We start from the raw sequence: 25948 nt of genomic DNA on the forward strand, positions 1-25948 counted from the left end.
ATTTGAGGCAAGATGAAGATGCGGGCGCTTGCCCGCCGGGGCGGGGCGCAGTAGGGCAGGGCCATGAAGATATTGTTTCTGGGCGATGTGATGGGGCGGGCCGGGCGCACCGCGGTGACCGAGAGGTTGGCGGGGCTGCGGGCGGATTGGGGCCTGGATTTCGTGATCGTGAACGGCGAGAACGCCAGCAACGGGGCCGGGCTGACCGCGGCCCATGCCAAGCTGCTGTTCGAGGCAGGCGCGGATTGCGTGACGCTGGGCGATCATGCCTTCGACCAGAAGGAGATGCTGCAGGCGATCGAGGCCGAGCCGCGCATCATCCGCCCGATCAATTTCGCCAAGCAGGCGCCGGGACGCGGGGCGCGGGTGTTTTCGGACGCGCGCGGGCGCAAGATCCTGGTGGCGCAGGTCCTGGGGCAGGTGTTCATGAAGCGCGCCTTCGACGATCCGTTTTCGGCCATCGACGGGGTTCTGCGCGCGCACCCGCTGGGCGGTGCGGTTCAGGCGGCGGTGGTCGACATGCACTGCGAGGCCACGAGCGAGAAGATGGGCATGGGCCATTTCTGCGACGGGCGGGCGAGCCTTGTGGTGGGCACGCATACCCATGTGCCGACGGCGGATGCGCAGATCCTGCCCGGCGGCACGGCGCTGCTGTCGGATGCGGGGATGTGCGGCGACTACAACTCGGTCATCGGGATGGAAAAGGCCGAGCCGATGCGCCGCTTCGTCACCGGCATGGCCAAGGGGCGGTTCACCCCGGCGCTGGGTGAGGCGACGTTGTCGGGGGTCTATATCGAAACCGACGACCGCACTGGGCGCGCCACACGGATCGAGATGGTGCGCCAGGGCGGGCACCTGCCGCAGGCGGGCCCGTGACGCGCACCGCATGGGCCGGGCTGGTTGCCGCGCTTGTGGTGATCGGCGCGGGCTGGGGCGTGACCGGACCGCTGAGCAAGATCGCGGTCAGTACGGGCTATCGCCCGCTGGGCCTGATTTTCTGGCAATTGGCGATTTCGGCGGCGGTGCTGGGCGTGATCTGCCGCGCCACCGGGCGGCCGCTGCGGATCGGCTGGCCGCAGGTGCGCTGGGCGCTGGTCATTGCGCTGATCGGCACGCTGATCCCCAACAGCGCCAGCTATGCCGCCTATGCGCGCCTGCCTGCGGGCGTGATGTCGATCCTGCTGTCGCTGATCCCGATGCTGGCCTTTCCCATCGCTCTGGCGCTGGGCATCGACCGTTTCCGCCCCGTGCGGCTTTTGGGGCTGGCGCTGGGGTTGGCGGCGGTCTGGTTGCTGGTCGCACCCGAAGCCAGCCTGCCGGACCCGGCGATGGCGCTGTTCATCCCCTTGGGGCTGATCGCGCCGCTTTGCTATGCCTTCGAGGGAAACATGGTCGCGAAATGGGGAACCGCTGGTCTGGGGCCGCTGCAATTGCTGTTCTGGGCCTCGGTGTTCGGAACCGGGCTGGCGTTGCCGCTGGCGTGGTTCAGCGGGCAGTGGATTGCACCGCGCTGGCCGCTGGGCGCTCCGGAATGGGCGCTTGCCGCCTCGTCTGTGGTGCATGCGCTGGTTTACAGCAGCTACGTCTGGCTGGTGGGGCGCGCGGGGTCGGTCTTTGCGGCGCAGGTCAGTTACCTTGTCACGGGGTTTGGCATGCTCTGGGCCATGCTGATACTTGGCGAAACCTATTCGCCGTTCATCTGGGCGGCGCTTGCGCTGATGCTGGCGGGGCTTTTCCTTGTTCAGCCGCGGCGCGCGGCGGCCCTTGCCCCGGCACAGGGCATCGGCGAAACTGGCGCGAATTGAGCGCGGGCAGCACGAGGCGCAGTCATGGACATCATCCAGTTTTCCCAGTCGGGACAGGCCGCTCTGACGCTTGTTGTCGTGCTGGTCATGTTCGTGCTGTTCGTCAAGGAATGGTACCCGGCCGAGGTGGTGGCCATCGGTGGCGCGGCGCTGATGCTGGTTCTGGGGCTGGTGCCCTATGACCGGGCGCTCGATGTGTTGTCGAACCCTGCGCCCTGGACGATCGCGACCATGTTCATCGTGATGGGTGCCCTGGTGCGCACAGGGGCGCTGGACGTGTTCACCGCCTTTGCAGACAGGCGCGCGCAAAGCCATCCGCGCCTGGCCATCGCGATGCTTCTGGGTTTCGTGATCGTGGCGTCGGCCATCATGAACAACACGCCCGTCGTCGTGGTGATGATCCCCGTGTTCGTCCAGCTGGCGCGCACACTGGGTCATTCGGCATCCAAGTTGCTGATCCCGCTGAGTTATGCCGCTATCCTGGGCGGCACGCTGACGCTGATCGGGACATCGACCAACCTTTTGGTCGACGGCGTGGCCCGCGCCAACGGGTTGGAGGCGTTTTCGATTTTCGAGGTCACGCCCCTGGCGATCATCCTCGTGGTATGGGGCATGTTCTATCTGGCCGTGATCGGCCCGCTGCTGCTGCCCGAGCGTGACAGCATGGCCACCATGCTGTCGGACCGCTCGAAGATGAAATTCTTTACCGAGGCGGTCATTCCGCCCGACAGCAACCTGATCGGGCGCGAGGTCACGGGCGTGCAGCTTTTCAAGCGCGAAGGCGTACGGCTGGTCGACGTGATCCGGGGGGACCAGTCTCTCCGGCGCGACTTGCAGGGCGTGACGTTGCAGGTGGGCGATAGGGTGGTCTTGCGCACCCAGATGACCGAATTGCTGAGCCTGCAGCGCAACAAGAGCCTCAAGCGCGTGGACCAGGTGAGCGCGGTGGAAACCTCCACGGTCGAGGTGCTGATCACGCCGGGCTGCAAGATGGTGGGCCGCCGTCTGGGTGCGTTGCGGCTGCGGCGGCGGTTCGGCGTCTACCCGCTGGCGGTGCACCGGCGGAACCAGAATATCGGCCGGCAGCTCGACGAACTGGTCGTCCGTGTCGGTGACACGCTGCTGCTGGAAGGCGCGCCCGAAGACATCAAACGCCTGGCGCAGGAAATGGACCTTGTCGATGTCAGCCACCCCTCGGCGCGCGCTTTCCGGCGCGGCCATGCGCCGGTTGCCATCACCGCCCTAGTCGGCGTCGTTGCGCTTGCGGGGATGGGGGTTGCGCCGATCCTGCCGCTGGCGGTCATCGCGGTGGCGCTGGTGCTGCTGACGCGCTGCATCGATGCGGACGAGGCGTTTTCCTTTGTCGACGGGCGCCTGTTGGCGCTGATCTTTGCCATGCTGGCCATCGGTGCGGCGCTGGAGCACACTGGTGCCGTGGCGCTGATCGTGAACGCGATTTCGCCGGTCCTGTCCGTTCTTCCGCCATTCGCGATCATCTGGGCCATCTACCTGCTGACCAGTGTGCTGACCGAGATGGTCAGCAACAATGCGGTGGCGGTTGTGATCACCCCCATCGCCATCGGTCTGGCGCAGGCGATCGGCGTCGATCCGCGCCCGCTGGTGGTGGCGGTCATGGTGGCGGCAAGCTGCAGTTTCGCCACGCCGATCGGATACCAGACAAACATGCTGGTCTACGGGCCGGGCGGGTACCGGTTCACCGATTTCCTGCGTGTGGGTGTGCCCCTGAACCTGAGCGTGGGAATCCTGGCCTCGGCGCTGATCCCGTTTTTCTTTCCGTTCTGAGCCTCAGAGCGGCCAGAACACAAGGATGAGCGGCACCGAGACCGCGATCACCAGCGCCTCGAGAGGCAGACCCATCCGCCAGTAATCGCCGAACCGGTAGCCGCCAGGGCCCAGGACCAGCGTGTTGTTCTTGTGCCCTATGGGCGTCAGGAACGCCGACGATGCCGCGATCGCCACGGCCATCAGGAAGGGATCGGGCGACACGCCCAGCGATTGCGCCATCTGGATGCCGACTGGGGCGGCGACGATGGCGGTGGCGGTGTTGTTCAGCACGTCCGACAGCGTCATCGTGACGACCATCAGGGTCGCCAGGATCGCCCAGGCCGGCCAACCTTCCGTCAGGGTCACAAGGCCACCGGCGATCAGCGCGGTGCCGCCCGCATCCTCGAGCGCGGCACCCAGCGGGATCATCGAGCCAAGCAGGACGATCACCGGCCATTCGATGCTGTCGTAAAGCTCGGACAGGGGCACGATCTTGAGCAGGGCATAGAACACCACGACGATGCCAAGCGCGATGGGCAGGTAAAGAAAGCCGAAACTGGCCAGCGCCACGGCGACGGCGAACAGGCCGATTGCGGCCCAGGTCTTGCTGTCGTCCGTGACGGTCAGGCCGCGATCGGCAAGGTGCAGGCACCCGAGCCAGTCGGCGATATCAGCGGCACGGTCGCGCGGGGCCAGGACCAGAAGGATATCGCCCTGTTTGACCTCGGTCTTGCGGACCTGCTTGGTGATGCGCCGGCCCTGGCGTGAAATTCCCAGCAGCACCGCGCGCTGGCGCCAGGCAAGTCCCACGGATTGCGCGGTTTTGCCAAGGATGCGGGCATCCGCCGGCACCACAAGCTCAAGCAGCGACAGTCCTTCGCCCTCGGCCTTGAGCCGTTCTTCGCGGGTTTCGTCGGAAAAGGCGAGGCCAAGCGTGCTGCGAAACTCGTCCAGCGCGTCGGGCGCGGCCTCGATCACCAAGGCGTCGCCTGCGCGTATCTCGGTGTTGTGGGCGCTGCCGTAGAGCCGCTTTCCCCCGCGCACAAGCCCGATGATGGCGACATCCGCCTCGTCGGCGTCGGGGATCAGCTCTGCCACGCGGCGGCCCGGCAGGTCGGAGTCCTCGGGCACGGTCAGCTCGGCGATATAGGCGTTGAAATCGCGCGCCTCGGCCATCGCATCGTCGCGCTGCGGGATCAGCCGCCAGCCGATGGTCGCGACAAAGACCAGCCCGACAAGCGCGGTCAGCGCGCCGACGGGGGCGAAATCGAACATGGCGAAGGGTTCGCCCAGGCTGTCGCCCCGGATCGCCGCGATGATGATGTTGGGCGGTGTGCCGATCAGAGTGGCCATGCCGCCCAGGATCGTCGCAAACGACAGCGGCATCAGCGACAGCGACGGGCTGCGCCCGGCCTTGCGCGCGGTCTGGATGTCGACCGGCATCAGCAGCGCCAGCGCGGCCACGTTGTTCATGAAGGCCGACAGGACGCCCGCGACACCGCCCATCAGCGTGATATGGCCGCCCAGGCTCCGGCCGCTGTCGATCAGGGTGCGCGTGATCAGCCCAACCGCGCCAGAGCGCATCAGCCCCGTCGACACGACCAGCACCAGCGCCACGACCAGCGTGGCCGGGTGGCCAAAGCCGGAAAATGCCTGATCGGTCGGAACGACCCCGACCACCACCCCGATCATGAGGGCGGAAAACGCTATGATATCATAGCGGTAACGCCCCCACAGCAGCATGGCGAAAACACCGGCGAAAAGCGCGAACAAGATGATCTGGTCCTGGGTCATGCCCAAGGTTTAGACGCTTTGCGGGGGCGCGTCACGGGGGGGCTATTTCCACCGTATCTCAAACCGGCAGGCATCATGGCCCATCGCGCAGCACGTCACCTCGCGCACGCGGGCCTGTCGGTGGACGAGCGCCGAAAACAGCCGTTCGAACACCGCCGCGTGCCAGTCGCAGATCGGGCGCATGCGGATTTCGCCGCGCACGACCGGGTTGGCGGCGATCTCGAACACCGTCGGATGGCCAGGATGCGCCGCAAGCCGCCCGGTGCCGCAGAATGTCCAGGCATGGGCGGTGATCGCCCGCGTCAGTGCCCGCGCAGCCAGCGGCGCGGGCAGGGTCCGCAAAAGTGCCCGCGCCGGGGCCGGAATCCGGTTGGCAAGGATGTAATCGCCGGTGGCCAGCCCCGCCTTGCGCGCCATTGAACGTGCCTCGTGCGGAAAACGCAGGCGCATGTCCTGGTGGATCGCGGCTACAAGACCTTCGTCGATCATCGCGCTGCCGTCAGGCACCTCCATCAGGCCATGCGCGGCGAAAAGGGCGCGCCGCGCGGCCTCGCCCTCGGTGCGGTCCAGCACGGGGGCCAGCTGCATCAGGGCGTTGGGGCCGATCCGGCCCCCGGTGAGGCCGGAATGGTCAAGCATCCATTTGCTCCGTGCTGCCGCCACAGGCCATGACCTTGGCGGCGTCCTCGGGCATCTTGAGTGCGTTGCGTTCCGCCGCGCGTTCCTTGCCTTGTGCACGCACGGCCTCGCGTCTTTCCGCGGCGCGGGCGGCACGGTCGGCGGCGGCTTCCCAATCCTCCATCTGTGCCTCGGCGATGGTGCGGGTTTCGTCGAAATGGAAATCGACCTTGCCCTTGGTTTGCGGCCCCCAATACCCGGCCTTGCCAAGGTCATAGAAGGTGCGCCCGACACCCGCCTTCAGGAATGCTTTTAGACATCCCAGCAGGTAGCGTCGGCGATACCCGGTGCCGCGCCACGGATAGTGGAACAACGCCTTGCGCATGTAGAAGCGGCGGTAATTCTTCATCACGCCGTCCAGCAACTCGCCCCGCGTCATCGCGGCGGGTTTCATGATCGGGGTGACGAAGTTGTATTTCGAGAAGTCGAATACCTCGACCTGGTCCTTGAGATCCTGGAACAGCGGCGTGAAAGGCCAGGGCGTGTACATCGACCAGTTGGCCAGGTCGGGCTGCCAGTCCCACGCCATCTGGAAGGTTTCTTCAAGCGTTTCGGGCGTTTCGTTGTCCAGCCCGACGATGAACTGCGCCTCGGTGAAGATGTCGGCCTCGCGCAGGAGGCGGATCGCCTCCTTGTTTTCCTCGACCTTGGTTTCCTTGTTGAACATGTCGAGCTTGAGCTGCGCGGCCGCCTCGGTGCCGAGCGACACATGCACCAGCCCGGCCTTGCGGTAGAATTTCAGCAACTCGCGGTCGCGGTAAATGTCGGTGACGCGGGTGTTGATCCCCCATTGGACACGACGGGGCAGGTCGCGGCGGATCAGTTCCTCGCAGAACTGGATGAATTTCTTGCGGTTGATGGTGGGTTCCTCGTCGGCGAGGATGAAAAAGCCGACATCGTGGTTCTCGACCAGGTCTTCGATCTCGTCGACGACCTTTATGGGGTCGCGCACACGGTAGTCGCGCCAGAACTTCCACTGGCTGCAGAACGAGCATGTGAACGGGCAACCGCGCGCCATGTTGGGGATGGCGACCTTCTTGTTCAGCGGGATGTAGATGTACTTGTCCCACTCCAGAAGCGACCAGTCGGGGTTGATCGCATCGAGATCCTTGACGGTCGAGGCCGCTTGCGTCGCCACGATCCGTTCGCCATCGCGATAGGCCAGGCCGTGAATCCGCTTGCGGTCGTCTGGCCACCGGCCGTCATCTATCGCTTTGACGAGATTGGTGAAAACCTCTTCTCCTTCGCCGCGTACGATGACGTCGGCCCATGGCGCTTCGGACAGAACCTGCTTGTACATGAAGGTCGCGTGCACCCCGCCCAGCACCCGCACCGCATCCGGCACCACGCTTTGCGCGATCTTCAGCACCTCTTCGGCCTTGTAGATCGACGGCGTGATCGCAGTGACGCCCACGACATCCGGCTGCAACTCGGCCAGTTTTGCGGCCAGTTCGCCGTCTTCCATGTGGTTGGTCATTGCATCCAGAAAGGTGACATCGGTATATCCCGCATCGCGCAGGTGGCCGGCGAGATAGGCCACCCAGGCGGGCGGCCAGTTCCCGGCGATCTCGGCGCCGCCGGAATGGTAATTCGGGTGGACAAGGACGATACGCATAGGCAGGACTCCCCATTGTGTATCGCCAAGCTAACATCACATCTGTCAACTTTACTTGACACAGATCAACTCATGAAAATGCGCGCGCTTGACCGTGTGGTAGGGGATTGAACCCGCCACGGCCTTTCGCCTATAGACACGGGCGCAAGTTTTTCCTCGGGGAGTGCACCATGGCAGGCCATTCAAAATGGGCAAACATCCAGCATCGCAAAGGGCGTCAGGACGCCGTGCGGGCCAAGCTGTTTTCCAAGCTGTCGAAGGAAATCACCATCGCCGCCAAGATGGGCGACCCCGACCCGGACAAGAACCCCCGTCTGCGCCTGGCCGTGAAAGAGGCCAAGTCGCAGTCCATGCCCAAGGACAACATCGAACGGGCCATCAAGAAGGCCATCGGCGGTGAGGGCGAAGAATACGAGGAAATCCGCTACGAGGGCTATGGCCCCAGCGGCGTCGCCGTGATCGTCGAGGCGATGACCGACAACCGCAACCGCACCGCGTCGAACGTGCGGTCGACCTTTTCCAAGAACGGGGGCAACCTCGGCGAAACCGGCAGCGTCGGTTTCATGTTCGAACGCAAGGGCGAGGTCGTGTACCCGGCGGATGTGGGCGATGCCGACACCGTGATGATGGCCGCGATCGAAGCGGGGGCCGAGGACGTGGAAAGCAGCGAGGACGGCCATGTCATCTGGTGTGCGGACACCGATCTGAACGATGTGGCCACCGCGCTCGAGGCTGAGCTGGGGGAAAGCGAAAGCACCAAGCTGGTGTGGAAGCCCACCACCACGACCGATCTGGACCTCGACGGCATGCAGAAATTGATGAAGCTGATCGACGCGCTTGAGGATGACGACGACGTGCAGCGCGTCACCACCAATTTCGAAGCGTCCGACGAAGTAATGGCGCAGCTCTGATCCTGCCAGAGCGAAAAATCGTTGCGGCGCTGCAATTTGCGGCGCCGTTTTCATGTGCGCAACAGGCGTGTCCCCACATCGCATGAATGACCGGAAAGTCGGCTAAAATCGCGACGAAATCGAAATTCGCACGAAAGCCCGAAAATCCAAAGGATTGCGGTACGCTTTTGATTCATTCTCTCAGGAGTTTTGCCGCATCCGTGCGTGTCTGATGTCACGCAATCATGGGTGCCGCCATCTCTTGTGACTTTCATTTTCACGATGGAAGCGTCCAAGTTATTCACAGGATAGAGCCCGGCACTTGTTTTTTTGCAAGACTGCCCACGGTTTTTCCCAAGCCCTGTCCGGGTGCGGCGTTCGCACGCTGTTTTGTACTGTTTTGCGCCGGAACTGCGCCCTATTGCGTGGACCCTCGGGGCAGTCTATCGCCGCTTGAAAAAGAGGGCATGGCATGGGTGCGGCTGTTGCAGGGTTTTCGCTGGGGTTTTCGCTGATACTTGCGATCGGGGCGCAGAACGCATTCGTTTTGCGGCAGGGGCTGCGGCGCGAACATGTGTTCCCGATCGTCCTGACCTGTGCGCTGTCCGATGCGGCGCTGATCGCGGCGGGCGTTGCGGGGTTCGGTGCGCTGGCCGAAGCCCTGCCTTGGCTGGAATCCGTCATGCGATATGGCGGTGCGACGTTTCTGACAGTCTATGGCGCGCGCGCCTTTCGCGCGGCGTGGCGCGGCGGTGAGGCGATGGAGGTGGGCCGGGCGGCTGGCAGCCTGCGCACGGCGCTGCTGACCTGCCTGGCGCTGACCTGGCTCAATCCGCATGTCTATCTGGATACGGTGGTTCTGCTTGGGTCGATCTCGGCGCAGTACGACAACGCGGTGGCCTTTGCCCTGGGGGCCATGACGGCCAGTTTCGTGTTCTTCTTTTCGCTGGGATACGGCGCGCGCCTGCTGGCCCCCCTGTTCGCACGGCCGGTGGCCTGGCGCGTCCTCGACGTCCTTGTGGGGGCCATCATGTGGGCTATCGCTGCAAAGCTTGTGCTGGGTGGATGAGCCCACTTGAAGTTAACGCGTTAACATGTGTTCAATGTGCGCATGAGCACATCGCCTGCGACACAACGCCCGGTTCTGGGGGTCTTCTGGATGCTGGTCACAGGCATCCTTTTCGTGGGCGTGACGGCGTTGGTGAAGTACCTTGGCACGGATATTCCCGCGCCTCAGGCGGCCTTCATCCGCTATGCGCTGGGCCTGATTTTCGTGATTCCCATGATCCGGCCGATCCTGAACGCCCGCCTGACACGCCGGCAATGGGGCCTGTTCACGTTGCGCGGCCTTGCCCATTCGGCGGGGGTTTCCTTGTGGTTCTTCGCGATGGCGCGAATCCCCATCGCGGACGTGACGGCGATGAACTATCTCTCGCCCATCTATGTCACGATAGGCGCAGCACTTTTCCTGGGTGAGCGACTGGCGCTGCGGCGTGTGATCGCGGTGGTCGTGGCGCTGATCGGCGCGCTGATCATCCTGCGCCCGGGCTTTCGCGAAGTGGGCGCCGGGCATATGGCGATGCTTCTGGCGGCAGTGGTTTTCGGGGCGTCCTACCTGCTGGCCAAGGTTCTGACCGACGAGGTGAACGCGATTGTCGTGGTGGGCATGCTGTCGCTCTGGGTTACTGTGGGGCTGGCGCCGATGGCGGCCAGCGTCTGGGTTCCGACCGACCTGCACACGATTGCGGTGCTGTTCGGCGTGGCCTGCCTTGCGACCAGCGGACATTACACGATGACGCTGGCCTTTCGATGCGCGCCGCTGACGGTGACGCAACCCGTCACCTTCCTTCAGCTTGTCTGGGCGGTACTTGTCGGCGCCGTGTTCTTTGGCGAGGCGGTCGACCCTTGGGTGATCGTCGGCGGGCTTGTCATTCTTGGATCGGTCAGCTTCATCACCTGGCGCGAGGCGATGTTGAAACGCCGCGCGGTGACGCCAGCAGCGCCCGCGACCAAGGTCTGATCCGCGCCCGGCAAAGACCGTTCAGCCGCGCGGGTCCAGAAGTTTGTCGAAGATCCGGGCGCGCGTGATCTGGCCCACCAGTTCGCCATTGCTGGTGACGCCGACTGGCGCCTCGGAATTGCGGGCGGCCTCCATGACCTGCTGGATCGTCGCGTCATCGGGCAGGGTGATGCCGGTGGCGGCTGTCGCCGGCTCCATCACGTCGCGCGCGCACAGCACGCCCAGTGGGTTCATATGTGCCACGAAATCGGCGACGTATTCGGTGGCGGGGTTGGTGAAAATCTCTTGCGGGGTGCCGCACTGGACGATGCGCCCGCCTTCCATGATGGCGATGCGGTTGCCGATCTTGAACGCCTCGTCGAGGTCGTGGCTGACGAAGATGATCGTGCGTTTGCGCTGTTCCTGCAGGTCCAGCAACTCGTCCTGCAGCCGGGTGCGGATCAGCGGGTCGAGCGCGGAAAACGGCTCGTCCATCAGCAGGACGGGTGCGCGGGTGGCGAAGGCGCGGGCCAGGCCAACGCGCTGCTGCATGCCGCCCGACAGTTCACCCACCTTGCGGTCGGCCCAGTCGGACAGGCCGACCAGGGCCAGTTCCTCGTCTGTGCGGGCGCTGCGTTCGGATTTCGGCATACCCGCCAGTTCCAGCCCCAGCCAGACGTTCTCGCGCACGCTGCGCCAGGGTAGCAGGCCGAATTGCTGGAACACCATCGCCACGGTTTTCTGCCGCAGCCGGCGCAACGTCGCGGGATCGGCGGCGGTCACGTTCACGCGGCCCTCGGGCGTGGCCAGCTCCACATGGCCGCGCACCACCGGGTTCAGCGCGTTGACCGCGCGCAGCAGCGTGGATTTGCCGGACCCGGAAAGCCCCATCAGCACAAGGATTTCGCCCTCGGCCACCTCGAGGCTGCAATCGTGCACGCCCAGCACCTGGCCGGTGTCGCGCTGTACATCTTCGCGGGATTTGCCGTCGTCCATCAGCGGCAGGGCGGTCTTGGGCTTGTCGCCAAAGACGATCGACACGTTGTGAAAGCTGACGGCGCTCATTTGCGGTCCACCCTGAGAAGACGGTCAAGAAGGATCGCCAGCACCACGATCACGAACCCGGATTCGAACCCTAGCCCGGTATTCACCTGGTTGAGCGCACGGACCACTGGCACGCCCAGACCGTCGGCGCCGACAAGCGCGGCGATCACCACCATCGACAGCGACAGCATGATCGTCTGGTTCAGCCCGGCCATGATCTGCGGCAGGGCATAGGGCAGCTCGACCTTCCACAGCGTCTGGCGCGGTGTCGCGCCGAACGCCTGCGCGGCCTCGAGCAATGGTTTGGGCGTGGCGGTGATGCCGAGATGGGTCAACCGGATCGGCGCCGGCAGCACGAAGATCACGGTGGCGATCAGGCCCGGCACCATACCGATGCCGAAAAAGACAATCGCGGGAATGAGATAGACAAAGGCGGGCAGCGTCTGCATCAGGTCGAGCACGGGCCGCATCCCGGCATACAGCCTGGGCCGGTGGGCGGCGGCGATGCCGATCGGCACACCCAGCCCCATGCACACGACACAGGCCGACAGCACGAGGGTCAGGCTTTCGGTCGTTTCCTCCCAATAGCCCTGGTTGAGGATGAACAGGAACCCCGCCACGATCAGCGCGGGCGCCTGCCAGCGGCGGTGCAGCGCAAAGGCGAGGGCGGCAAACGCGCCGATCACGACCAGCGGGTGGGGCGTCTGCAGCACCCACAGGATCGCGTCGATCAATGCCTCAAGGGCGTCCGACAGCCCGTCGAAGACCACTGAAAAATTGCGCTGCAACCAGTCGAAACCGTCCTCGGCCCAGTCGCCGATCGGTATCTTGTTCTCGTGCATCCAGTCGCTGAAGGCGCTGTCGGCCATGTCTGTCCCTTCGTCGGATTGGCGGCGCGGGTGATCCCGCGCCGCGCCTCTTCTTTACAGGCCGAGCGACGATTTGACGGCGGCCATAGCGTCGCCGCCATCCTTGGTCGTCACACCATCGAGCCAGCCGTCCAGAACGCCCGGATTGGCCTTGAGCCAGGCGCTTGCCGCATCGTCGGGATCTTCGCCGTCATTCAGGATCGCGCCCATGATCTCGTTTTCCATGGCCAGCGAGAATTCCAGGTTTTCCAGCAGCTTGCCCACGTTCGGGCATTCGGCGACATACCCGGCCCTCGTGTTGGTATAGACGGTCGCGCCGCCCAGGTTGGGGCCGAACCAGTCATCGCCGCCGGTCAGGTAGGTCAGGTCGTATTTCGCGTTCATCGGGTGCGGCTCCCAGGCAAGGAACACCACGGGCTCACCCCGGCTGTCGGCGCGGCCGACCTGTGCCAGCATCCCCTGTTCCGAGCTTTCCTTGACCTCGAAACCGGACAGGCCGAACGCGTCGGCGGAAATCATGTCCATGATCAGGCGGTTGCCGTCGTTGCCCGGCTCGATGCCATAGATGGTTTCGTCCAGCGCCTCGCCCTGGGCGGCGATGTCGGCGAAATCGCGGATGCCCATCTCGGCGCCGGCGGCATTGGTGGCCAGGGTGTATTTCGCGCCTTCCAGGTTCGCGCGGACGGTATCGACGGTTCCGGCATCGCGGTAGGGGGCGATGTCGCCTTCCATCGTGGGCATCCAGTTGCCCAGGAAGACGTCGATGTCGCCGGCGGCCATCGACGTGTAGGTGACCGGCACGGACAGAACCTTGACGTCGGTTTCATACCCCAGTGCCTGCAGCACGGTTGTGGTGGCGGCGGTGGTGGCCGTGATGTCGGTCCAGCCCACATCCGAGAAGCGCACCGTGCCGCAATCGGCCAGTACCGCAGGGGCAGCGGCCATCAGGGCCAGGGCGGATAGCGTGTGTTTCAGGCTCATTACGGGTCTCCATGTTGTGTGGTTTTATTATTGATTGACGAGTCAATAAAAAACCAATTAGGTCATTCGAAGTCAACTCGGGGGTCGCAGATCATGCCCAAGCTCGGGATGGAGCCTATACGCCGCGACGCGCTGGTGAAAGCCACGATTGCCGAGATCGGCAAGGTCGGCACGCTGGATGTCAGCGTCGCGCAGATCGCAAGGCGCGCGGGGATGTCCTCGGCGCTGGCGCATCATTATTTCGGCGGCAAGGAGCAGATCCTCGTGGCCGCGATGCGCCATACGATGGGTGTCTATGCCGCCGAGGTGCGCGGCGCGCTGGCCATGGCGGAAGGCCCGCAGGGCCGGGTCGAGGCGATCGTGCGCGCCTCGTTCAGCCCGCGCAATTTCCGCGCCGACACCGTGGCCGCCTGGATGAATTTCTACGTGCTGGCCCGGCGCGCACCCCAGGCAAGGCGGCTGCTGATCATCTACCAGCGCCGGCTTCGCGCGAATCTGACCCATGCGCTGCGCCCGCTGATCGGTGCGCGCGCCGCCGGTGCGGCCGACCGCATCGCGGCGCTGATCGACGGCGTTTACCTGCAGCAAAGCCTCGGGCGCGATGCGCCGCAGGGCGCGCAGGCCGCGGCGCAGGTGCTGGGGTATCTCGAACTCGAACTGGAAAGAGCCGCGAAATGACATGTCCGAACATCCTGATCTTCATGGTCGACCAGTTGAACGGCACGTTCTTCCCCGATGGGCCTGCCGACTGGCTGCATGTGCCAAACCTGCGCAAGCTTGCGGAACGGTCCACGAGATTTGCCAACGCCTACACCGCCAGCCCGCTTTGCGCGCCGGGTCGGGCGGCCTTCATGTCGGGGCAATTGCCCAGCCAGACCGGCGTTTACGACAATGCGGCGGAATTCGCCTCGTCCATCCCCACCTTCGCCCATCACCTGCGGAGGGCGGGCTATTACACCTGCCTGTCCGGCAAGATGCATTTCGTGGGCCCCGACCAGCTTCATGGGTTCGAAAGCCGCCTGACCACGGATATCTACCCGCCCGATTTCGGCTGGACGCCAGATTACCGCAAACCGGGGGAACGGATCGACTGGTGGTATCACAACATGGGCTCGGTCACCGGCGCGGGTGTGGCCGAGATCACCAACCAGATGGAATACGACGACGAAGTGGCGTTTCACGGCGTGCAAAAGGTCTATGATCTTGCGCGCGGCAAGGACGACCGCCCCTGGTGCCTGACCGTCAGCTTCACCCACCCGCATGACCCCTATGTCGCGCGGCGCAAATACTGGGATCTCTACGAGGATTGCGCGCATCTCGCCCCGCAGGTGCCGGCGATGGCCTATGACGATCACGACCCGCACAGCCAGCGCATCTTCGATGCCAACGACTGGCGCAGCTACGACATCACCGACGATCACATCGCCCGGTCGCGGCGGGCCTATTTCGCCAATATCTCGTATCTCGACGACAAGATCGGCGAGGTGCTCGAAGCGCTCGAGGCGACCCGGCAGGAAGCGATCATCCTTTTCGTGTCCGATCACGGCGACATGCTGGGAGAACGCGGCCTGTGGTTCAAGATGTCGTTCTATGAAGGCTCGGCGCGTGTGCCGCTCATGATCGCGGCACCGCAGATGCAGCCGGGCCTTGTCTCCGATCCGGTCAGCAACATCGATATCTGCCCCACGCTCTGCGATCTGGCCGGTGTGCCGATGGATGAGGTGATGCCCTGGACCACTGGCGAAAGCCTTGTGCCGCTGGGGCAGGGCGCACGCCGCAAAAGCCCGGTGGCGATGGAATACGCCGCCGAGGCATCCTATTCCCCGATGGTCGCCCTGCGCGAGGGGCGCTGGAAATATACGAACTGCGCGCTCGATCCCGAACAGCTTTTCGACCTGCAGGCCGATCCGCTGGAACTGACGGATCTCGCGGACGATCCCGCCCATGCCGACACGCTGGAGCGGTTCCGCATCATGGCCGCCGCGCGCTGGGATCTGGAACGCTTCGATGCCGAGGTGCGCCAAAGCCAGGCCCGCCGCTGGGTCGTCTACGAGGCGTTGCGCCAGGGCGGGTATTTCCCCTGGGATTACCAGCCGCTTCAGAAAGCCTCGGAACGCTACATGCGCAACCACATGGATCTGAACGTGCTGGAGGAAAACCAACGTTTCCCGCGTGGCGAATAACCCCTTCATCTTGCTGCAAATACTCCCGCCGGAGGCGGTAATTCCGCAATGACCTATCCGACCCAGCCTGTTGCCAGCCATTATGTCCACGGCGCCTATGTCGAAGACAGCGCAGGCGCGCCGATGGAGGTGAACTATCCCGCCACGGGCGAGGTGATCGCCACGTTGCACGAGGCGACGCCGGCGATCGTCGACCGGGCGCTCGACGCGGCGCGGGAAGCGCAGGCGGAATGGGCCGCGCTAAGCGGGACGGAACGGGGCCGGGTGCTGCGCCGGGCGGCCGACATCATCGGCGCGCGCAATCACGACCTCAGCGTTCTGGAAACCCGCGATACCGGCAAACCGTACCAGGAAACCAGCGTGGCCGACGCCACCAGTGGCGCGGATGCGCTGGAATATTTCGGCGGTCTGGCCGGCAGCCTGACGGGCGAGCATATCCCGCTGCCTGGGGGCGACTGGGCCTATACGATGCGCGAACCGCTGGGGGTGTGCGTGGGGCTGGGGGCGTGGAACTACCCCACCCAGATCGCCTGCTGGAAGGCGGCGCCCGCGCTGGCCTGCGGCAATGCGATGGTGTTCAAGCCCTCCGAGACGACGCCGCTTTGCGCGCTGAAGGTGGCCGAAATCCTGACCGAGGCGGGTGCACCGCCGGGTCTGTTCAACGTCGTGCAGGGGGCGGGCCGGGTCGGCGCGGCACTGACGACCGATCCTCGCGTCGCCAAGGTATCGCTGACCGGCTCGGTGCCTACGGGCAAACGGGTCTACGCCGCTGCCGCCGCCGAGATGAAGCATGTCACGATGGAGTTGGGGGGCAAGTCGCCGCTGGTGATCTTCGAGGATGCCGATCTCGACGATGCGGTGGGCGGTGCGATCCTTGGCAATTTCTATTCTTCGGGGCAGGTCTGTTCCAACGGCACGCGGGTGTTCGTCCACCGTTCGATCCGCGATACGTTCCTTGACCGCCTTGCCGAGCGGCTGCAGGGGGCGGTGATCGGCGACCCGCTGGACCCGGCCACCAGTTTCGGCCCGATGGTCAGCGAAGCACAGTTGCAGATCGTGCAGTCCTATATCGCCAAGGGCGTCGGGGAAGGCGCGCGGCTGGTCACCGGCGGGCAGCGGCTCGACCGGCCAGGCTACTGGATCACGCCCGCGGTCTTTGCCGATGTCACCGACGACATGGTCATTGCCCGCGAAGAGATCTTTGGCCCCGTCATGTGCGTTCTGGATTTCGATGACGAGGACGAGGTGATCGCCCGCGCCAACGCCACCGAATACGGTCTGTCGGCGGGTGTCTTCACCCGCGACCTGCGACGTGGCCACCGCGTGATCGCGGCACTGCAGGCGGGCAGCTGTTTTCTGAACTCCTACAACGATGCCCCGGTCGAGCTGCCCTTTGGCGGGGTCAAGATGTCGGGTGTGGGGCGCGAGAATTCAAAGGCCGCCATCGAACATTACAGCCAGATGAAATCCGTCTATGTCCGCATGGGCCGGGTCGAGGCGCCGTTCTGAGGTTGGCATGGTGCAAGGGTCCGAAATGAAAGCGGAATACGTGATCGTCGGCGCAGGCAGCGCCGGGTGCGCGATGGCCTACAGGCTGGCCGAGGCCGGCCGGCGCGTGATCGTGATCGAGCATGGCGGCAGCGACGCGGGCCCCTTCATCCAGATGCCCGGCGCGCTGAGCTATCCGATGAACATGGCGCGCTATGACTGGGGCTACACGACCGAGCCCGAGCCGCATCTGGGCGGGCGGCGCCTGGCCTGTCCGCGCGGCAAGGTGATTGGCGGATCATCCTCGATCAACGGGATGATCTATGTCCGTGGGCATGCCCGCGATTTCGACCACTGGCGCGACCAGGGCGCCGATGGCTGGGGCTATGCCGATGTGCTGCCCTATTTCAAACGGATGGAGAACTGGCACGATGGCGGCCATGGCGGCGACCCGTCCTGGCGCGGCACCGATGGTCCGCTGCATGTCACGCGCGGACGCCGCGACAACCCGCTGGTCCGGGCCTTTGTCGAGGCGGGCGTGCAGGCGGGCTATCCCGCGACGGGCGATTACAACGGCCACCAGCAGGAAGGGTTCGGCCCCTTCGACATGACCGTCTGGCAAGGGCGGCGCTGGTCGGCGGCCAGTGCCTACCTCAAGCCCGCGCTGCGGCGCCAGAACTGCACATTGGTGCGCGCCTTCGCCCGGCGCGTGATCATCGAGGGCGGCCGCGCAACCGGGGTCGAGGTCACGCGGAACGGCCGCACCGAGGTCATCGGCGCCGGGACCGAAGTGATCGTCGCGGCATCCGCCATCAACTCGCCCAAGCTGCTGATGCTGTCGGGGATCGGGCCGGCAGCGCATCTGGCGGCCCATGGCATAGAGGTCGTGGCCGACCGGCCCGGCGTCGGCGCGAACCTGCAGGACCACCTGGAGCTTTACATCCAGATGGCGGCGAAACAGCCCGTCAGCCTTTACAAGTACTGGAACCTGTTCGGAAAGGCCTGGGTCGGCCTGCAATGGCTGCTGGCCCGGCGCGGCCCCGGCGCATCGAACCAGTTCGAAAGCGCGGGGTTCATCCGCAGCCGCGCGGGCGTGGATTATCCCGATATCCAGTATCATTTCCTGCCGCTCGCCGTGCGCTATGACGGGCAGACCGCGGCCGAGGGGCACGGGTTCCAGGCGCATGTCGGGCCGATGCGGTCGGTATCGCGGGGGCAGGTCAGCCTGCGCAGCACCGATCCGGGCGACGCGCCGAAGATCCTGTTCAACTACATGAGCGACGAAAGCGACTGGCGCGACTTCCGCAAGGCGATCCGGCTCACGCGCGAGATTTTCGCGCAGGATGCCTTCAAGCCGTATGTCAAACACGAGATCCAGCCCGGCGACGCCGTCCAATCCGACGACGCGCTGGACGATTTCATCCGCGAGCATGTCGAAAGCGCCTATCACCCCTGCGGTACCTGCCGGATGGGGCGCGCCGACGACGCGCAAGCGGTGGTCGATGCGCAGGCGCGGGTGATTGGCGTTTCGGGTCTGCGCGTGGCCGACAGTTCGATCTTTCCGCGGATCACCAACGGAAACCTGAACGCGCCGTCGATCATGGTGGGCGAAAAGGTCAGCGATCACATCCTGGGGGTGGACCCGTTGCCGCCTGAAAACGCGCAGCCCTGGATGCATCCCGACTGGCAGACCTCGCAGCGTTAACCAATTCTTAACATTCGTTAACTTCAGCCGTTGATTTCGCGCGCGCCGGTGCCGAAATTAACCAAATGTTAAGACTCTCTGCTGCTCTCGTCCTTTCCGTTCTGGCCACAGTGACTCTGGCCGATCCCTCGGGCACCGTGCGCGTTGTCGATGGCGATACGCTTAGCGTCGGTGGGGTAACGGTGCGCCTGCATGGCATCGACGCCCCCGAAACCGATCAGTTCTGCGGCGGCAATGGCGCGCCCTCCTGGCCCTGTGGTGCGTGGGTCGGCAACGAGTTGCGCGCCCGCGTCCAGGGGCGGCACGCGACGTGCCGCGCGATCGACACGGACCGCTACGGCCGCGTCGTGGCCAAGTGTTTCGTGGATGGCAAGGACATCGGTCAGGAGCTGGTGCGCGACGGGCTGGCATTCGCCTATCGCAAGTACAGCTGGGATTACGATCTGGATGAAAAATCCGCCGCAGTGAAGGATCGCGGCCTGCATGGCACGGGCATCCAGTCGCCCGCGGCCTTTCGCCGGGCCAGCCGCGCGGGGCTGGCGGCGGCGTCCGATCCCGGCGCACCTGCGGGCTGCGTCATCAAGGGCAACATTTCGTCAAAGGGGCGGCGCATTTACCATATGCCGGGGCAGGAATGGTACAGCCGCACCCGCATCAACACCGCCAAGGGCGAACGCTGGTTCTGTTCCGAGGCCGAGGCCCGCGCCGCGGGATGGCGCCGTGCAGCCCGCTGAATTGCACACCGGCTGTGCAATCGCGGTGGCTGGCAGCGTGGCGATTCTCGGCTAAGTCTTGGTCATGGATAGCAAGCTGACCCTCGACACCCGCACCGGACTGCCCGAACACCTGCGCGTTCTGGCCGACAAATACCCGCGCGAAACCTGGCGTGGGCATGCCAATTTCAACGAGCTGACGGCATTCTGGCTGGATCGCCACCTGATGTTCCGGCAGATCATGGAAAAGCTGATCGGCGACACGCAGGCGCATCTCGATGACAAGGCCGGGCCGCGTTATGGCGCGGAACTCAGCCGTTACACCGGGTTCTTCCTGCAGCAATTGCATGGCCACCACGGGATTGAGGACGCGCATTACTTTCCTCAATTCAAACCGCTGGACGCGCGCGTTTCGGGGGCGTTCGACCTGCTCGATCACGACCACCACGCGCTGGATGGGCACCTGCATGCGCTGGCCGACCATACGAACGCCGTGCTGCGCGCCTTGCAGAAGGGCGGCAACGCGCGGGACGAGGCGGGCGCCCTGCTGGCCCGGCACGAAGGGTTCCAGCGGTTCCTCGACCGGCACCTGACCGACGAGGAAGAGGTGATCGTGCCGCTTGTGCTGGAATACGGGGCCGACATGGCATGACGCAATTTTTTCGCCTCTGCCGCCCGGTTTGATCCGTATCAAGGATGGCGTGCGGCCAAACCGCCTAGTCTGACCTTCGACAAAGACTCAGGAAGGAGACCGCGCAATGTCCCACACCCCGCACGAGCTGCAGGAAGAATTCCCCGAATTCGCTGAAAAGATGTCCGCCATGAAGGCGGCGGATGCCCATTTCGCCAAGCTGGCGGATGAGTATCACGAGATTAACCGCGCCGTGCACCGCGCCGAAACCGATGTGGAACCCACCGACGATCTGCATATGGGTGAAATGCGCAAGAAGCGCGCGGCGCTGAAGGACGAGATCTACCGGATGCTGTCGGCGGCCTGACTGGCGCCGGGCGAGTTCCGAAAGTCATGCGGATGAAAACGGGGGGCGGCGGCGCCACGGGGTGCCGCCCCTTCCGCGTGAATGTCACTCGACCCGGTAGGGCAGAACGCCGCGTTCGTTACTGTCGATCGAAAGGCGCCGCTCCAGTGGCGGTACCGACCGCTGGTGGCACTTCGTACGCTCGCAAATACGGCACGAAATGCCGATGGGCTCGTAGGCGCGCGGGTTGGTCAGGTCCAGATCGTCGGCATAGACCAGCGCATCGGCGTGGCGCACCTCGCATCCCAGCGCGATGGCATAGCGCCGCGTGGGCGCGCCGAACGCGCCGCCCGGTTTGCTGACATCGCGGGCCAGGTTGATATAGCGCACCCCGTCGGGCGTTTCGGCAAGCTGCCGCAGAAACCGCCCCGGCGTTTCGAACGCGCGGTGTACGTTCCAAAGCGGGCAGGCCCCGCCGAAGCGCGCGAATTGCAATCGCGTGGCCGAGTGCCTTTTGGTGATGGTGCCTGCCTGATCGACGCGCACGAAAAAGAACGGGATGCCCTTGGCGCCCGGCCGTTGCAAGGTCGACAGCCGGTGCGCCACCTGTTCGATCGAGGCGGAAAACCGGGTGGCAAGCCTTTCCAGATCGTGACGGTCGGCCTGCGCCGCTTCGAGAAACCGAGTGTAAGGCATCAGCGCCGCCCCGGCAAAGTAGTTGGCCAGCCCGATCTTGGCGATGGCGCGGGCCTCTTCACTGCGGAATCGTGCGAAATCCAGCGTCGCCTCAAGCAGCTTGTTCTGCTGCAAAAGCGCGATCTGCAACAGGATCTGAAAGGTCTGGGTTTCGGGCGCCGCGCGGTTCGACAGCGTCAATGTGCGGGCTTCGGTATCGAAATGGCGCAGGCGGTCGCTGTCTGCCACGCGCAGTGTGATCCCGGCCTTTTCCAGCATCTCGGGCGCATAAAGCCGCATGGGGCGCTGGCCTGCCTGGGATGCCGCATGTTCTGCCGCGCGGTCCACCGCGTCGATATAGTTGTCGCAATAGTGGAAAAAGTCGCGCACCTCGTCCCATGGGCTGGGTTGCAGCCGCGATTCCTCGCGCCCCAGCGCTTCGTCCAGGCTGGCAAGGCGTTCGTGTGTCTGCCGATAGGCGCGGTGCAGGTCGATGAAGGCGCGCGCCAGTGCAGGCGCGTTCGACGCGGTCAGCCGCAGATCGGCCAGCGGTGGCGGGCTGTCGCCAAAAATCGGGTCGGCCATCGCTTCGCGCATGTCGCTGACCAGCCTTTCGCTGTCGCCGGTCGAAAGCTCGGTCACGTCGAACCCGAACTCCTGCGCCAGTGCCAGCACCACGGTGGTACTGACGGGGCGGTTGTTGTTCTCCATCTGGTTCAGATAGGGCAGGGACACGCCCAGCTTGGCGGCAAAATCCTTTTGGGTCAGGCCAAGACGCTGACGCGTCTCGCGCAGTTTCGCGCCGGCATAGAGTTTTTTCGTGGGCATCGGGTCGCTTTGCAGATTTGCGTTTGACGCAGACTGCCTTTGCAAACTGGTGATGTCCAGACTGTGCCGGACTTACAAGCCAAGCTGGCGTTCGCGCACGATGACTCCGGCAATCGCGATGACTGCAAGCAGCGAGGTGACGAACATGATCCAGATCAGCGGGAACTCACCGGCCCCCGGCACCAGCAGCGCGCCGGCCAGCGCGGACAGCGCCGCGCCGCCGCCGATCATGATCGCCCCGCCCAGCCCCGACGCGGTTCCCGCCAGATGCGGGCGCACCGACAGCATGCCCGCCGTGGCGTTCGCGATCGTCATTCCGTTGCCCACGCCCACAAGGGTCATGAACCCGAAAAAGCTGATCGGGCTGGAATGCCCGGTGTAGGACGACAGCAGCGACAGCGCCATGCCGAGGGTCGAAATGATAGTCCCCCACAGAACCATGCGGTTCACGCCTGTCCGCGCGGCAAACGCGCCGGTGATCCAGTTGCCAAGGAAATACCCGATCGACGGGGCCGCGAAATAGATGCCCATTTCGCCCGGGCTCAGCCCGAACACGTTCGAGGCCACGAACGGCGCGCCGCCGAGATAGGCAAAGAACGCCCCCGATCCAAAGGCCGCCGCCATGCAATAGCCCCAGAAACGCGGGCTTTTCAAAAGCTCGGGATATTCGCGGAACTGATCGGCAAGGCTGTTTTCCGATTCCCGTGCCGTTTCGCCGAGATCGCGCCAGGACAGCCAGAACACCAGAAGACCGGCGAGAAAGAGCAGTATGAAATTCGCATGCCAGCCGAACAACTCTTCGAGAAGGCCGCCGATGGCGGGGCCGATCATCGGCACGACCGCCATGCCCATCGTGACATAACCGATCATGGATGCGGCCCGGTCCTGCGTGAACATGTCGCGCACAACGGCCCGGCTCAGCACCATTGCGACGGCGACCACTGCCTGCAGCATGCGAAACATCAGAAAGACGGTTACGTTCGGCGCCAGTATGCAGCCCAGTGTCGCCAGCAGATACAGCGTCAAGCCACCCAGGATCACCGGCCGCCGCCCGAACTTGTCTGAGATCGGCCCGACGAGGATCTGCAGAATCGCGTTCATGGCCAGGTAGATCGCCACAGACAGCTGCATCAGCCGGTATTCTGTTTCGAAATACGCGGTCATCCCGGGCAGGGACGGCAGGAAGACGTTCATGCTAAGCGCGGAAATGCCGGCCAGCAGGATCAGCGTCGAGATATGAGGAGGCGTCGTGCGGTCCAAATAGCGCACGTCAGGTGAGTCACTCATGACATATGCGTATGCATATAGCTTGGGAGTGTCCATATTTGCCGCTGGGTCATTTGCTGTTTTGCAATTCGCTGCACTCGTTCTTCACAAGATTTGCAAATTTGCCGGATTCCGCTTTGTCACGACGCCGCGCAACATTATAACCCGCACAAACGGAAGGGGACCGCCATGAAAGACATCCTGCAGGAATTGGAAGACCGTCGTAACGCCGCCCGGCTGGGTGGGGGCGAAAAGCGCATCGAAGGCCAGCACGGCAAGGGCAAACTGACCGCCCGCGAACGTATCGAGCTGCTGGTGGATGAAGGCAGCTTTGAAGAGTACGACATGTTCGTCGCGCATCGCTGCACCGATTTCGGGATGGAAAAGAACCGTCCCTACGGCGACGGCGTGGTGACCGGCTGGGGCACGATCAACGGGCGCATGGTCTATGTGTTCAGCCAGGATTTCACAGTTCTGGGCGGGTCGGTGTCGGCCACCCACGCGATGAAGATCTGCAAGATCATGGACATGGCCATGCAAAACGGTGCGCCCGTGATCGGCATCAACGACTCGGGCGGTGCGCGTATCCAGGAAGGTGTGGATTCGCTGGCCGGCTACGGCGAGGTTTTCCAGCGCAACATCATGGCGTCGGGTGTGGTGCCGCAGATCAGCCTGATCATGGGCCCCTGCGCCGGCGGCGCGGTTTACAGCCCGGCGATGACCGACTTCATCTTCATGGTCAAGGACAGCAGCTACATGTTCGTGACCGGCCCGGACGTGGTCAAGACCGTGACGAACGAGGTCGTGACCGCCGAGGAACTGGGCGGCGCATCGACCCACACCAAGAAATCTTCGGTCGCGGATGGTGCGTTTGAAAACGATGTCGAGGCCCTGGCCGAAGTGCGCCGCCTTGTCGACTTCCTGCCCGCCAACAACCGTGAAAAGCCGCCCGTGCGCCCGTTCTTCGACGATGTCGACCGGGTCGAGGAAAGCCTGGACACGCTGGTGCCGGAAAACCCCAACACGCCCTATGACATGAAGGAACTGATCCTCAAGGTCGCGGATGAGGGGGATTTCTACGAGATCCAGGAAGATTTCGCCAAGAACATCATCACCGGCTTCATCCGTCTCGAGGGGCAGACCGTGGGTGTGGTCGCGAACCAGCCGATGGTTCTGGCCGGCGTGCTGGATATCGACAGCGCCCGCAAGGCGGCCCGCTTCGTGCGGTTCTGCGATGCGTTCGAGATCCCGATCCTGACGCTTGTGGATGTTCCCGGCTTCCTGCCGGGGACCAAGCAGGAATATGACGGCGTGATCAAGCACGGCGCAAAGCTGCTCTTTGCCTATGGCGAAGCGACGGTGCCCAAGGTGACGGTCATCACGCGCAAGGCTTATGGCGGGGCCTACGTGGTCATGGCGTCCAAGCACCTGCGCGCCGACGTCAACTATGCCTGGCCCACCTCCGAGGTGGCGGTGATGGGCGCCAAGGGCGCGACCGAGATCCTGTATCGCTCGGAGCTGGGCGATGCCGACAAGATCGCGCAGCGCACCAAGGAGTATGAGGACGCGTTCGCCAACCCGTTCGTTGCGGCCGAGCGCGGCTTCATCGACGAGGTGATCCAGCCCCGCTCGACGCGCAAACGCGTGGCGCGCGCCTTCGCGATGCTGCGCAACAAGAAGCAGTCGATGCCCTGGAAAAAGCACGACAACATCCCGCTTTGATCGCTGGCCGGGCAGGGGGCTGACGGCCCTCGCCCGACTTTTCGTCGCCCGGAGGACCATGTTTTGGCGGAAGCAACGCATAGAAACGGCTGGCATGCGGAGCGCACCGACGCGGCGGTCACCGTTTCGCGTGGGCGGCCCGTGCGGTTCGACCTTGCGGTCGAGGCGCGCTTTCCCGTCATGGGCCGGGAAAGGCTGGCCCGCCAGATCCGCCAGGACATGTGGCGAGCGCTGCAACGCCTGCGTGGGTTTCGCCCTGCGGTGCAGGTCATGCGCGACGGCGGCGGGCTGCGGGTCGTCGCGGGCGGCGCGGTCGATGCGCCGTTTCCCAGGCAACGCGCCGAAGCGGTCATTCGCGACATTCTTGAAAACCCGGCCAACCGTGCGCGCTGGCAGCGATTTGCCGGAGGCCGTCATGACACATAGGCGGATTGGCGTTTTCGTCGCGCTCTGGGGGGCGTTAGCCTGCGCGACCACGGCGACAGGGCAGGAGGAGGCCCTCGCCGTGCCCTCGGGGCTCGACTTGCGCCTGCAGGAAGTCCGTCTGGAGGATGGCATTTTCGGCCAGCCGCGCGCAGCACGCTTCCGGTTTGTGGCCCCCGCGATCGGCGAGGGTGCAAGCTTTGCCGACGTAGAGGCGGATTTTGCGTATCTTTGCGAAAACCTCGCGCTGCCCTGGTTGGCGGAGCGCGGTGAAAACGTGCCGCGCGTCGTCATTTCCTATGCTGCGCGCGACATCGAGTTCGGTGCGATCGACCCCGAGATCGTGCAGTTTTTCGATGCCTTCCGCGTCGAAAACGGCACCTGCATCTGGGAGAATTTCTGACCATGCCACAATATGTTGCGGGACATAGTTCAGAAATCGCGGCGAATGCGGCTTTCCCGTCACAGCGCGCCGGGCTGTGGCCGGCGACGTATCAATTTTCCCGTC

24 protein-coding genes are annotated in these 25948 nt (G+C 64.5%); 16 read left to right on the plus strand and 8 right to left on the minus strand.

Annotation, left to right across the window (positions count from 1 at the left end; genetic code table 11):
* Positions 1-63: 63 nt before the first annotated feature.
* The 3 genes from BLT50_RS07865 to BLT50_RS07875 are packed head-to-tail and all read left to right on the plus strand — an operon-like array spanning position 64 to position 3608.
* The gene (locus tag BLT50_RS07865) at positions 64-876 is read left to right on the plus strand and encodes a TIGR00282 family metallophosphoesterase (RefSeq protein ID WP_090028116.1); all 813 of its coding nucleotides are present in this window, start codon (positions 64-66) and stop codon (positions 874-876) included.
* Positions 873-1805, plus strand: a complete 933-nt coding sequence (locus tag BLT50_RS07870) for a DMT family transporter (protein WP_090028117.1) — start codon at positions 873-875, stop codon at positions 1803-1805. The genes BLT50_RS07865 and BLT50_RS07870 overlap by 4 nt, the downstream gene beginning before the upstream one ends.
* Before the next feature lie 24 nt (positions 1806-1829).
* Positions 1830-3608, plus strand: a complete 1779-nt coding sequence (locus tag BLT50_RS07875) for an SLC13 family permease (protein ID WP_090028118.1) — start codon at positions 1830-1832, stop codon at positions 3606-3608.
* Between the two features lie 3 nt (positions 3609-3611).
* Here BLT50_RS07875 and BLT50_RS07880 read toward each other — a convergent pair whose 3' ends face one another.
* From BLT50_RS07880 to bchE, 3 genes are read right to left on the minus strand one after another with little or no spacing between them, the layout of a single operon-like run.
* Positions 3612-5384, minus strand: a complete 1773-nt coding sequence (locus BLT50_RS07880) for an SLC13 family permease (RefSeq protein WP_090028119.1) — start codon at positions 5382-5384, stop codon at positions 3612-3614.
* Positions 5385-5426: 42 nt separating this feature from the next.
* Positions 5427-6023, minus strand: coding sequence for a bacteriochlorophyll 4-vinyl reductase (gene bchJ, locus BLT50_RS07885; RefSeq protein ID WP_090028120.1), 597 nt, complete (start codon positions 6021-6023; stop codon positions 5427-5429).
* On the minus strand, positions 6016-7677 hold the full coding sequence (bchE, locus tag BLT50_RS07890; protein ID WP_090028121.1) for a magnesium-protoporphyrin IX monomethyl ester anaerobic oxidative cyclase: 1662 nt from the start codon (positions 7675-7677) through the stop codon (positions 6016-6018). The genes bchJ and bchE overlap by 8 nt, the downstream gene beginning before the upstream one ends.
* 170 nt (positions 7678-7847) lie before the next feature.
* Between bchE and BLT50_RS07895 the strand changes: the two genes are divergently transcribed.
* The 3 genes from BLT50_RS07895 (at position 7848) to BLT50_RS07905 (ending at position 10587) form a co-directional block, all read left to right on the plus strand.
* Positions 7848-8588 (plus strand): YebC/PmpR family DNA-binding transcriptional regulator, encoded by a 741-nt coding sequence (locus BLT50_RS07895; RefSeq protein WP_090028122.1) that lies wholly within the window; start codon positions 7848-7850, stop codon positions 8586-8588.
* Positions 8589-9039: 451 nt separating this feature from the next.
* On the plus strand, positions 9040-9636 hold the full coding sequence (locus BLT50_RS07900; protein ID WP_090028123.1) for a LysE/ArgO family amino acid transporter: 597 nt from the start codon (positions 9040-9042) through the stop codon (positions 9634-9636).
* Between the two features lie 42 nt (positions 9637-9678).
* Positions 9679-10587: a DMT family transporter gene (locus BLT50_RS07905; protein ID WP_245723330.1), complete on the plus strand. Its 909-nt coding sequence runs from the start codon at positions 9679-9681 to the stop codon at positions 10585-10587.
* A gap of 21 nt (positions 10588-10608) precedes the next feature.
* Here the strand turns inward: BLT50_RS07905 and choV are convergent, their stop codons facing one another.
* From choV to choX, 3 genes are read right to left on the minus strand one after another with little or no spacing between them, the layout of a single operon-like run.
* Entirely contained in the window at positions 10609-11631 is a 1023-nt protein-coding gene (choV, locus tag BLT50_RS07910; protein ID WP_090028125.1) for a choline ABC transporter ATP-binding protein, read from the minus strand.
* Positions 11628-12479 carry a choline ABC transporter permease subunit gene (choW, locus tag BLT50_RS07915; RefSeq protein WP_090028126.1) on the minus strand — a complete coding sequence of 284 codons (852 nt, stop codon included), beginning with the start codon at positions 12477-12479 and terminating at the stop codon, positions 11628-11630. Before choW ends, choV begins: the two co-directional genes overlap by 4 nt.
* Before the next feature lie 54 nt (positions 12480-12533).
* Positions 12534-13460 carry a choline ABC transporter substrate-binding protein gene (gene choX, locus BLT50_RS07920; RefSeq protein WP_090028127.1) on the minus strand — a complete coding sequence of 309 codons (927 nt, stop codon included), beginning with the start codon at positions 13458-13460 and terminating at the stop codon, positions 12534-12536.
* Between the two features lie 93 nt (positions 13461-13553).
* On the opposite strand from choX, the gene betI reads away from it, so the two are divergent.
* The 7 genes from betI (at position 13554) to BLT50_RS07955 (ending at position 20547) form a co-directional block, all read left to right on the plus strand.
* Positions 13554-14138, plus strand: a complete 585-nt coding sequence (gene betI / locus BLT50_RS07925; protein ID WP_090028128.1) for a choline-binding transcriptional repressor BetI — start codon at positions 13554-13556, stop codon at positions 14136-14138.
* On the plus strand, positions 14135-15643 hold the full coding sequence (betC, locus tag BLT50_RS07930) for a choline-sulfatase (RefSeq protein WP_090028129.1): 1509 nt from the start codon (positions 14135-14137) through the stop codon (positions 15641-15643). The genes betI and betC overlap by 4 nt, the downstream gene beginning before the upstream one ends.
* 48 nt (positions 15644-15691) lie before the next feature.
* Complete coding sequence (gene betB, locus BLT50_RS07935; RefSeq protein WP_090028130.1) at positions 15692-17152, plus strand: betaine-aldehyde dehydrogenase; 1461 nt, start codon at positions 15692-15694, stop codon at positions 17150-17152.
* 25 nt (positions 17153-17177) lie between these two features.
* Positions 17178-18836, plus strand: a complete 1659-nt coding sequence (betA, locus tag BLT50_RS07940) for a choline dehydrogenase (protein ID WP_090028335.1) — start codon at positions 17178-17180, stop codon at positions 18834-18836.
* A 65-nt stretch (positions 18837-18901) separates the two neighbouring features.
* Entirely contained in the window at positions 18902-19570 is a 669-nt protein-coding gene (locus tag BLT50_RS07945; protein ID WP_090028131.1) for a thermonuclease family protein, read from the plus strand.
* 64 nt (positions 19571-19634) lie between these two features.
* Positions 19635-20201: a hemerythrin domain-containing protein gene (locus tag BLT50_RS07950; protein ID WP_090028132.1), complete on the plus strand. Its 567-nt coding sequence runs from the start codon at positions 19635-19637 to the stop codon at positions 20199-20201.
* Positions 20202-20307: 106 nt separating this feature from the next.
* Positions 20308-20547: an HP1242/YdcH family protein gene (locus BLT50_RS07955; RefSeq protein WP_090028133.1), complete on the plus strand. Its 240-nt coding sequence runs from the start codon at positions 20308-20310 to the stop codon at positions 20545-20547.
* A gap of 84 nt (positions 20548-20631) precedes the next feature.
* Here BLT50_RS07955 and BLT50_RS07960 read toward each other — a convergent pair whose 3' ends face one another.
* Both BLT50_RS07960 and BLT50_RS07965 read right to left on the minus strand, forming a co-directional pair.
* A complete protein-coding gene (locus tag BLT50_RS07960; protein WP_090028134.1) occupies positions 20632-22029 on the minus strand; it encodes a helix-turn-helix domain-containing protein in 1398 nt (465 codons plus the stop codon).
* A gap of 72 nt (positions 22030-22101) precedes the next feature.
* On the minus strand, positions 22102-23316 hold the full coding sequence (locus BLT50_RS07965) for a multidrug effflux MFS transporter (RefSeq protein ID WP_090028135.1): 1215 nt from the start codon (positions 23314-23316) through the stop codon (positions 22102-22104).
* Positions 23317-23484: 168 nt separating this feature from the next.
* Here BLT50_RS07965 and BLT50_RS07970 point away from each other — a divergent pair, with 168 nt between their 5' ends.
* The 3 genes from BLT50_RS07970 to BLT50_RS07980 all read left to right on the plus strand — a co-directional run bounded on the left by BLT50_RS07970 (position 23485) and on the right by BLT50_RS07980 (position 25843).
* Positions 23485-25017, plus strand: a complete 1533-nt coding sequence (locus BLT50_RS07970; RefSeq protein WP_090028136.1) for an acyl-CoA carboxylase subunit beta — start codon at positions 23485-23487, stop codon at positions 25015-25017.
* Positions 25018-25080: 63 nt separating this feature from the next.
* On the plus strand, positions 25081-25443 hold the full coding sequence (locus BLT50_RS07975; RefSeq protein WP_090028137.1) for a hypothetical protein: 363 nt from the start codon (positions 25081-25083) through the stop codon (positions 25441-25443).
* The gene (locus BLT50_RS07980) at positions 25433-25843 is read left to right on the plus strand and encodes a DUF6497 family protein (RefSeq protein WP_090028138.1); all 411 of its coding nucleotides are present in this window, start codon (positions 25433-25435) and stop codon (positions 25841-25843) included. The genes BLT50_RS07975 and BLT50_RS07980 overlap by 11 nt, the downstream gene beginning before the upstream one ends.
* Positions 25844-25948: the final 105 nt, after the last annotated feature.

It is taken from the genome of Lutimaribacter saemankumensis (genome assembly GCF_900100005.1).
Lineage (GTDB): Bacteria > Pseudomonadota > Alphaproteobacteria > Rhodobacterales > Rhodobacteraceae > Lutimaribacter > Lutimaribacter saemankumensis.